Genomic DNA, 9,541 nt, shown 5'->3' on the forward strand with positions numbered 1-9,541 from the left:
CTGGCCGATAAAGTCAAGTTCTTTATGAAAAATTATCAAAAAAAACTTTATTTTCATAAAGGCACTTGCCGGGAGAAAAAGAAAAGGGTAGTGAGCGTCTGGCTTGGTCAAGCGGGCGTAGCATAATGGTAATGCAGTAGCCTTCCAAGCTTCTGACGAGGGTTCGATTCCCTTCGCCCGCTCCATAATTTCCTGTAAAATTGAATATTTGATTTCAGCCTCCGTGCCCAGGTGCTCGGGAGTCTGGTGTGTTTGGAATCGTCAGGGTAATTCTTATCGTTCGTCTTGTTGCCTTTTGCCTGTAGTGCATGCTAGGGAACGGAACAGAATTTAAGGATAAGATCAGACTGGACTAATTTTCACTTTCGTGTAGATGTTCCTCCAGTCTAACTTGCGAGAGCCTGCTTGATTGTCGGCTTGAGCGATTAAAACTTTATATGACGGAATATGCCCGTGACTGTAGCACAGCAACAGCGGAACAAAGTGCCGAGTGAAATTGCACGACGTTACGCCCGTGCATTTTATGAGATGATCGCAGGAAAAGCAGATCGAGCTGCTATTCTTGAGGGTCTTGGCTGTCTTTCAAAAGCGATAGACAATAATTCTGACTTTCAGTCTTTCCTGTCCGATACGCGCTTTAACACAGCCAATGCAGCTCAACTTGCACAGGGACTTGCCAGAACTCTTGGTCTTGGCGACGACATACGTCGGCTGATAGGGGCCGTCGCCCGTAACGGGCGCCTGTCCAAACTGAGAGAGATTCTGGAAACAGTCCAGTTGCTGGATGCTCAGGCTCATCACGTCGTCAGTGTTGAGGTCAATACGGCCCAGCCATTGACCGATGAGCAGCGTAAGCGTCTTAAAGCCAGCCTGGAAGAGGCTGGTTATGCACATACCGCCATTACCGAACATCTTGACCCGTCACTTCTTGGTGGTGTGGTTGTCAGTGTCGGTTCAGTTCTTTTTGATACATCAATCGCCGGGCGTCTGGCCCGCTTGCAGCACGCCATGAAGGGAGCCGCGTGATGGACATCCGTCCCGCCGAAATTTCGGAAATCCTCAAGCAGCAGATTGCTACATTCGACCAGCCAGAAGCTGTTTCTGAGACGGGTAAGGTTTTGTCCATCGGTGATGGTATTGCCCGTGTTTATGGTCTGACCAATGTCATGGCAGGCGAAATGGTTGAGTTTGAAGCAACAGGCCTCCGTGGCATGGCGCTCAACCTTGAAGCTGACCATGTTGGTATCGTCGTTTTCGGAAGCGGCAACGAGATCAGTGAAGGCGACACCGTCCTCCGTACTGGTAAAGTTGTCGAAGTTCCTGTCGGCAGAGGCCTGCTCGGACGTGTTGTTGACGGTCTGGGTAACCCTATCGACGGCCGTGGTCCTTTGACCGATGTTGAATACCGTAAGGCCGACGTGATCGCTCCCGGTATCATGCTCAGACAGTCCGTCAGCGAGCCGATGCAGACAGGCATCAAGGCGATTGACGCTCTTGTGCCCATCGGGCGCGGTCAGCGTGAGCTGGTGATCGGGGATCGTCAGACGGGTAAAACCAGTATCCTGATTGACACCATCATCGCTCAGAAATCTGTTAATGATCGTGGTGATGACAAAGCGTCTCTTTACTGCATTTATGTTGCAGTCGGGCAGAAACGCTCCACAGTTGCCAACCTGGTTCGCACCCTGACTGAAACAGGCGCGATGAATTACTCCATCGTTGTTGCTGCAACGGCGTCTGATGCTGCTCCAATGCAGTATCTGGCTCCTTACACAGCCTGCTCAATGGGTGAGTATTTCCGTGACAACAGCATGCACGCTCTTGTGTGCTATGACGATCTGTCCAAACAGGCCGTTGCTTACCGTCAGATGTCCCTGTTGCTCCGTCGTCCTCCTGGACGTGAAGCTTTCCCTGGTGACGTTTTCTATCTTCACTCACGTCTGCTGGAACGTGCTGCGAAAATGTCTGATGCCTGTGGCGCAGGTTCTCTGACCGCTCTTCCAGTGATCGAAACACAGGCTGGTGATACAGCAGCTTATATTCCGACAAACGTGATCTCCATCACTGACGGTCAGATCTTCCTTGAGACAGACCTGTTCAATAAGGGTATCCGTCCTGCCGTAAACGTTGGTGGTTCTGTGTCACGTGTTGGTTCAGCCGCGCAGATCAAGGCGATGAAACAGGTTGCTGGTAAAGTGAAGCTTGAGCTGGCTCAGTATCGTGAGATGGCCGCTTTTGCCCAGTTCGCTTCCGATCTTGATCCTGCCACACGCAAGCAGCTTGAACGTGGTGCCCGTCTTGTTGAGCTTTTGAAACAGCCTGAGGCTCATCCATTAGCTGTCGAAGAGCAGGTTGTTGTTCTGTATGCCGGAACACGCGGTTTTGTTGATAGCGTGCCTGTTAACAAGGTTGTTGCTTATGAAGCCGCTCTTCTTTCAGAGATGCGTCATGGACAGGCCGAATTGCTTGATGCGATTCGCACCCAGAAGCAGCTGACAGCTGAAACAGAAGAAAAGCTTAAAGCTGTTTTGACGTCCTTTGGAAAACGTTTCCTGGCGGCGTGAGGATATAAATCATGCCTTCGTTGAAAGAACTGCGCGGGAGGATTACAGGCGTCAAATCGACGCGGAAAATCACCAGCGCAATGAAAATGGTTGCCGCCTCAAAATTGAGGCGCGCCCAATTACAGGCTGAGGCTTCGCGCCCTTACGCTGAAACAATGCGTAAGATGATGATCGAACTCGCTTCTTCACTGGAAGGGCTGGAGGGTGTGCCTCTCCCCGCTCTCCTTCGGGGGACAGGGAAGGATCAGACGCATCTTTTCGTAGTCATGACCTCAGATAGAGGTCTGGCCGGTGGCTTTAACGCCAATATGGTGCGTGCCGTCCGTAAAAAGGCGGATGAATTGATCAGTCAGGGCAAAACAGTCAAATTCCTGCCGATAGGTGTCAAAGGGGCTGACGTCCTTGCACGCTATTATCCGGATTCCATGCTGCCGACCATGCGGAGCGTAGAAGGGAGTGCCCCTTCCTATGCGTACGGCAGTAAGGTTGCAGCGAAGATTATGGCCCTTCTCGATGAGGGGCAGTTTGACTGCTGCACCCTGTTCCGTAATCGTTTTATAAACGCGATGTCACAAGTGCCGGAGCAGTTGGGTCTGATCCCTCTGCCAGTTGGCGAGAATGACAATAGCGACAAAGGTGATAATGCAGCGCCTTATGCATTTGAACCTGATGAAGAGACTCTTCTAACCCGTCTTCTTCCACGCAATCTCGAAGTACAGCTTTACGCTGCCATGCTTGAGAGTGCAGCAGGAGAGCAGGGAGCGCGTATGACGGCCATGGATAATGCCAGCCGTAACGCAAGCAAGGCCATTGACCGTTTGTCGTTGAAATATAACAGAACACGACAAGCAAATATCACTAACGAGCTGATCGAAATTATTTCCGGCGCAGAAGCCGTCTAAGATCACGCAGGAGACGAAATAGATGTCTGAGACACAAAACCGTTCTGCTGACCCAGCGGAGACTGCAACAGGCCGGGTCATTCAGGTTAAAGGCCCTGTAGTAGACGTACAGTTTGAAGGTAAGTTACCTCATATTTTGAACGCGCTTCACGTTGAAGTTGGTGAGCGCACCCTCGTGCTGGAAGTGGCACAGGAAATTGGTGAGCGCCAGGTTCGTTGCGTTGCCATGGACAGCACAGATGGTCTTGTCCGTGGTGCAAAGGTTCGTGATACAGGTGCACAGATCACTGTTCCTGTCGGACCAGCGACTCTGGGACGTATCATGAACGTCGTCGGTGAAACCGTTGACGGTCTGGGCCCAGTCAAGACCGACACATATTTCCCGATTCATCGTCCAGCTCCAAGCTTTGAAGAGCAGGCTGCTGCGAGCGAAATTCTTGTTACCGGAATCAAGGTTGTTGACCTTCTCTGCCCTTATCTGAAGGGTGGTAAAATCGGTCTCTTCGGTGGTGCCGGTGTTGGTAAGACCGTTATTATTCAGGAACTGATCAATAACATTGCCAAGGCTCATGGTGGTGTGTCCGTTTTCGCCGGTGTCGGTGAACGTACCCGTGAAGGAAATGACCTGTATTTCGAAATGCAGGATGCAGGCGTTATCAAGGTTTCCAAAGACGGTAACACAGAAGGTTCAAAAGTGGCCCTGATTTATGGCCAGATGAATGAACCCCCTGGAGCACGTGCCCGTGTTGCTCTGACAGGTCTGTCAGTGGCGGAATATTTCCGTGACGTGGAAGGCCAGGACGTTCTGTTCTTCGTTGATAACATCTTCCGCTTTACACAGGCTGGTTCAGAAGTTTCAGCTCTGCTGGGACGTATTCCTTCAGCTGTGGGTTATCAGCCGACATTGGCAACAGAGATGGGCGCTCTTCAGGAGCGTATCACGTCCACAACTAAAGGTTCCATCACCTCGGTTCAGGCTGTTTACGTCCCTGCTGACGATCTTACAGATCCTGCTCCTGCTGCAACCTTCGCCCACCTTGATGCGACAACGGTTCTTAACCGTGCGATCGCGGAAATGGGTATCTATCCAGCTGTTGATCCGCTTGATTCAACATCTCGTTCTCTTGATCCGAAGATTGTTGGTGAAGAGCATTACGAAGTTGCTCGTAAAGTTCAGAGCATCCTTCAGAACTATAAGGAATTGCAGGATATTATTGCGATCCTTGGTATGGATGAACTTTCTGAAGAAGATAAACAGATCGTTGGCCGCGCACGTCGCATCCAGCGCTTCCTGTCCCAGCCCTTCCATGTGGCTGAAGTCTTCACAGGGGCACCAGGTAAGCTTGTTTCATTAGCTGACACAGTTCGCTCCTTTAAAGCTGTTGTGAACGGTGAATATGATCATCTGCCGGAAGGCGCTTTCTATATGGTTGGTCCGATCGAGGAAGCCATTGAAAAAGCTGAAAAGATGAAGCAGGAAGGTTAAACCCATGACCCTACGGGCCGAAATCGTAAGTCCTGAAAAGCGTCACCTTGATGTAGATGCCGATATGGTCGTCGTACCTGGTACCGAGGGAGATATTGCGGCTATGCCGGGGCGTGCTCCGGTGATGCTGCAACTTTGGGGTGGGGTTGTAACGGTCTATAAAGACGAAAAAATCACAGCCAGATTTTTTATCAGCGGTGGTTTTGTCGATATGTCTGCCGACCGTTGCATCATCCTTGCTGATTCAGTCCGGGCCCTGGAGGATCTCTCTCCTGATACTGCTCGCGAGCGTCTTAGTGAGCTTGAAGCTGCATGGAGCCATGTTGGCCCTGAGGAATATCAGGATCATGGCAATTTAACGATGCAGATTCAGGCTGTCCGCGCAGAAGTTGAAGCTGGCGAACAGTTTGCCAAAGGTGAACTCAGCTAAAGCAGCCTGCGACGACACATTATGACAAAAAAGCAGAGGCGAATTGATCGCTCTCTGCTTTTTTTATGCCTGACAGTTTTTATGGAGCCCTAATGGCGTCCGATCGACCGGACAGAATAGGAAAGAGACGGACATAAAGACACTTAGGCAGTCGAATATCGTCTATCAAAGACGGCAGCTGCTATTTATCCTCAACATAGAAACGTCACTGCCGTGTTTATTGCATGATTGACAAAAATAACGTTCTATTCTGGTATATAAGATTGTGTAATTATTTAATCACACAATCAGCCAGCATGATGGGTAAATCTGATAATGTTCCATTACCTTTGCAAAGGACAGTGATTTCCTGGCCTTTTTTTAACGTGGCTGCCTTATCAATTTCGCTATTGGCGAGATAGGCTCGTGGTAGAAGAGGGTCCATTTCTCCATTTACTTTAAGTCTTATATAAGGTTTATCATCGTTACCTGATATTAGGGATGCAACAGTAGCTTTCAATTCCAAATTTTTGTTTTTGTATTTTTGATCGGCTGCTATGGCATTATCTTTATAGTCTTGTTGTAATTGATCAGGTGTGACCTTGATGACGCTCCCCTGGGTTTGTGCTTCAGCTGAATTAATGCCCGGGTTTCCACCTTTGTTTCCGACAGGAATGACGCTAACGGCCGTTAAAACCCCAAAAACAACCATCATATTCTTGAAGACTTTTTTCATACTGAAAATCCTTTAATGGATAAGGTATCGCTCACTATAGATGGAAGAATTCTATATTTTCAATATAACTGAAATAGAATAAATACCTACCTATTTTATATCAGCATAGGCGTCATTACGTTTCTTATTTTATAAAGAAAGAGACAATATCTATAATTTTCAAAGAGAACTTTGCTTTATATAAATGATAACAAAAAAGCAGAGGCGGGAGGCCGCTCTCTGCTTTTGTGCCTGAAATATCTATCATGCGGTCTCAAATCAGCATGATAGAAGGGATAGGATTTTACTGACTTTGCTTTTTCAACGTTCTGACATCATCAGCGGTAATTTTCAAAGCCGGATTACCAAAGTTAGTCGCGACATATTGGGCAATTGCCGCAATCTGTTCGTCGCTGAGCTGGTCATTAAAGGCAGGCATAAAGACATGCCCTTCATTGGTCTGTCGGTTAACCCCATATAAAATGGCCATGACGAGGTTTCGATTCCCGGCAGCTCCGACAACACTATTAGAGGTCAAAGAGGGGTAGAACTGGTCTTTCGTCCCTTCACCTCTGGTTTGGTGGCATGTTGCACAGGCATTCAGGTAAAGCCTTTGCCCGTCAGTGCTGCTTCCGATCGTCATCGTTGGGGGCGTACGGTCAATCGGATAGTCAAAGACGGCTTCATTCACGGCAAGAGCGTGATGATAGCTCGAACTTGCTTTTGTCTGACCAGGGGTGGAAATCGGCTTTACCGTTTTCAGATAAGAGGCAATTGCCTTCAGATCAGAGTCTGTCAGGTAACGGAGGCTATATTCCACAGCCTCTGCCATCGGACCGGCAGCCTGTGCTTTCCCATGGGCAGCACCATTTCTCAGATAAGCAACAATGTCCTCTTCACTCCAGTCCCCGATGCCACTGACGGAGTCAGAGGTAACATTCGGAGCAGCCCATCCCTGAATATTAGGGTTACCTGCCAGGAACTCAGAAGATTTTTCCGCCATTAAGTTATTGCGGGGTGTATGGCAGGTGCCACAATGCTCCAGCGCCTTAACAAGATATTCCCCTCTTTTTGCGCCACCAGGGGCTGCGTCCTGCTCGGACATCGGGCGTTCGCCTGCGTAAAGCAGGTTCCACCCGATCATGGCAAACCGGATGTTATAGGGGAAGGAGAGCTTCGTTTTCTGAGACGGTTCTTTCTCGACAGGGGCAACCGCATTCATAAAATACACATAAAGCGCGTGCATATCTTTATCTGAAATGCCGGCATAGGCCGTATATGGCATCGCAGGGTAGAGATGACCTAACCGAGGAGAGAGGCCCTTTCTGACAGCTTTGGTAAACTCAGCTTCACTCCAGTTCCCGATACCAAATTTTTTTGAAGGGGTGATATTGGAGGAAACAATTGTGCCATAGGGCGATTTCAGTACAAGCCCCCCAGCATAGGGCGTGCCCCCCCTGGTGGTATGACACGCCATACAGTCAGCGGCTCTGGCGATATAGGCGCCTTCTTTTACAAGATCCTGCTCAGAAGCTGATTGCGCATGTGCCCCGTTTATATAAAAAAACGAGGATAGAGCCGAACCAACGGCGAGAATTGCAAAACGAGAGAAAAAAGAACTCATATCAGATCTCCCGAGCAATGATGTCAGCGGAGCGTAATGCTAAAGCAACGCCCGTGAGTGTTGGGTTGACAACACTGGAACTGGAGAAAACACCGGTTGTCGCCATGAACAGATTTGGATGATCCCAGCTGCGACACTCGTGATTCACTACGGAGTTGTGGGGATTGTCGCCCATAATGACTGTGCCCATAATATGATCGCGATTCTGGAAACCGGTATCATCTTCAATCACGGTTCCATTCATAATGCGCACAAAATTAGCAAAATCCTGTTTTGCGATAGGAACGGTCGCCTTGATATAATCATCTGGGTCGTAATGAACGGTCATCATAGGAATGCCATTCGAGGTTTTCCGTGTCGTTGACGGCTGAATACGGTTTTCCGGGTGAGGCAGCTGCTCAAACACCGTCGAAATATCGACCCAGCGAGCGGCCATATGGCGAATCTGTTTATCTAATTCCGGGCCAACAACGCCTTTTTTGAGCAAGTGCTGTGTGATAGCCCGATTCGGCACAACATTGGTGGGTGTATGTTTGATTGGCGAATGCTGCGAACGGAAAGCACCATCACGCTGTTTAAAGATAGCACCTTGTTGCACCTGACCACGACCAGGCCATAAAGGCTCATCAGCTAAGAATTGCAGCCCGATTCCTGTATGATCCATCAGATTACGCCCTACCATGTCTGATGAATTTGCAACGTCAGACATGAGAAGTAATTTTGGCGTCTCAAGACCATTTGAAGAGATAATGAAATAGCGCGCTGTAAGACGACGATCCACCCCTTTGGAAGAACGGCAATGGACAGCCACAATTTTTCCGCCTTCGCCTTTTTCAAGCTTGAAAGCGGTTGCATCGGTCAGAATCTGTGCCCCGGCTTTTTGAGCATGACGGGCATGAACGTCACCTGAATACATGGCCCCGATCGGACAAACGGGCATGCAGTTATTATTTCCTGAGCATCCAGGACGCCCGTCCCATGGTTGATTTGTCCGTGCGTTTGGTTCGTGGATGAACGGATATCCTTCAGGCTCGATACGTGCTTTAAGGCGCTGAAAATAATAGGTTTCAGCTTCAGCAGGCACAGGATAGGGCGCTGAGCGGGGCGGGAAAGCTTTCCCCGGGTGCAGCCCGGACTGATCGTCCGTATCGCTACCGGCGACGCCAAGGGCATGTTCCGCTTTCAGATACCAGGGTTCAAGGTCGTCATAGCTAATAGGCCAGTCACGACCAATGCCATAGAGACTTTTGATTTTCATATCATTGGGAAGAAGACGCCACGTAGCCGCTGCCCAATGCCACGTTGTTCCGCCTACGAGATGAAGCATCCCAGGCAGGAACTGGAAAGAGCCGGTATTTTCAATATAGCCGGGCGAAAAGGAAATCGGCGCATAATCTGGATTCGGATAGGGGTCGTCGTGATTCCCCTTGCGAGCAGATGAGCGGAAATTTTCAACAATTTTCCAACGGGGAATCCATTCACCTGCCTCAATTATAAGGACAGACTTTCCCTCTTTAGCGAGAGCATAAGCAGCATTATTGCCGATCGCGCCTGAACCGACGACAATAACGTCAGCATCATATTGTGTTGCCATAATAACCTCGGCTCAGTCTGTTACTAAAGTGGATGGTGGGTTGACCCAGTAGTTCGTCCGTCCACGAGAAAAGGAGGGAATCACAGTGGCATCACGCGTGGGTTCATACATTAAGGCGTTCTCATAAGAGACGTAGCGTGCATCATCTTTGAGAATCGACATTGAAGGCGTGCCTGTATAGCCAAGGTACCATGCTGATATAATTTTCATGGCAACCGGCTGGAGCTCTGGGTGGCGTCCAGCAAAG

General features: G+C 49.3%; 9 protein-coding genes and 1 tRNA gene (1 of these 10 only partly in view). 6 read left to right on the forward strand and 4 right to left on the reverse strand.

The genetic code is table 11. From position 1 onward, the window contains the following. Positions 1-111 precede the first annotated feature (111 nt). The 6 genes from ACSYSY_RS00325 (at position 112) to ACSYSY_RS00350 (ending at position 5,382) form a co-directional block, all read left to right on the forward strand. Positions 112-185, forward strand: a tRNA-Gly gene (locus tag ACSYSY_RS00325). A gap of 262 nt (positions 186-447) precedes the next feature. Further along, entirely contained in the window at positions 448-1,026 is a 579-nt protein-coding gene (gene atpH / locus ACSYSY_RS00330; protein WP_491707360.1) for an ATP synthase F1 subunit delta, read from the forward strand. Further along, positions 1,026-2,564: a F0F1 ATP synthase subunit alpha gene (gene atpA, locus ACSYSY_RS00335; RefSeq protein WP_491708187.1), complete on the forward strand. Its 1,539-nt coding sequence runs from the start codon at positions 1,026-1,028 to the stop codon at positions 2,562-2,564. Before atpH ends, atpA begins: the two co-directional genes overlap by 1 nt. An 11-nt stretch (positions 2,565-2,575) precedes the next feature. After that, positions 2,576-3,466: a F0F1 ATP synthase subunit gamma gene (locus ACSYSY_RS00340; RefSeq protein ID WP_491707361.1), complete on the forward strand. Its 891-nt coding sequence runs from the start codon at positions 2,576-2,578 to the stop codon at positions 3,464-3,466. A gap of 22 nt (positions 3,467-3,488) precedes the next feature. Further along, positions 3,489-4,952 carry a F0F1 ATP synthase subunit beta gene (atpD, locus tag ACSYSY_RS00345; protein WP_491707362.1) on the forward strand — a complete coding sequence of 488 codons (1,464 nt, stop codon included), beginning with the start codon at positions 3,489-3,491 and terminating at the stop codon, positions 4,950-4,952. Positions 4,953-4,956: 4 nt separating this feature from the next. Continuing rightward, positions 4,957-5,382 (forward strand): F0F1 ATP synthase subunit delta/epsilon, encoded by a 426-nt coding sequence (locus tag ACSYSY_RS00350; RefSeq protein WP_491707363.1) that lies wholly within the window; start codon positions 4,957-4,959, stop codon positions 5,380-5,382. A gap of 271 nt (positions 5,383-5,653) precedes the next feature. Here the strand turns inward: ACSYSY_RS00350 and ACSYSY_RS00355 are convergent, their stop codons facing one another. The 4 genes from ACSYSY_RS00355 to ACSYSY_RS00370 all read right to left on the reverse strand — a co-directional run. Next, a complete protein-coding gene (locus ACSYSY_RS00355; RefSeq protein ID WP_491707364.1) occupies positions 5,654-6,097 on the reverse strand; it encodes an OB-fold protein in 444 nt (147 codons plus the stop codon). 283 nt (positions 6,098-6,380) lie between these two features. Next, the gene (locus ACSYSY_RS00360) at positions 6,381-7,700 is read right to left on the reverse strand and encodes a c-type cytochrome (RefSeq protein ID WP_491707365.1); all 1,320 of its coding nucleotides are present in this window, start codon (positions 7,698-7,700) and stop codon (positions 6,381-6,383) included. Position 7,701: 1 nt separating this feature from the next. Continuing rightward, on the reverse strand, positions 7,702-9,294 hold the full coding sequence (locus ACSYSY_RS00365; RefSeq protein WP_491707366.1) for a GMC family oxidoreductase: 1,593 nt from the start codon (positions 9,292-9,294) through the stop codon (positions 7,702-7,704). Positions 9,295-9,306: 12 nt separating this feature from the next. Beyond that, positions 9,307-9,541 carry the end of a sugar dehydrogenase complex small subunit gene (locus ACSYSY_RS00370; RefSeq protein WP_491707367.1) on the reverse strand. 275 nt of this gene lie beyond the right edge of the window, so 235 of the gene's 510 nt are visible here — the last part of the coding sequence; its start codon lies beyond the right edge, outside the window; it ends in the stop codon at positions 9,307-9,309.

The sequence above is a fragment of the Aristophania sp. ESL1100 genome, from assembly GCF_058511235.1.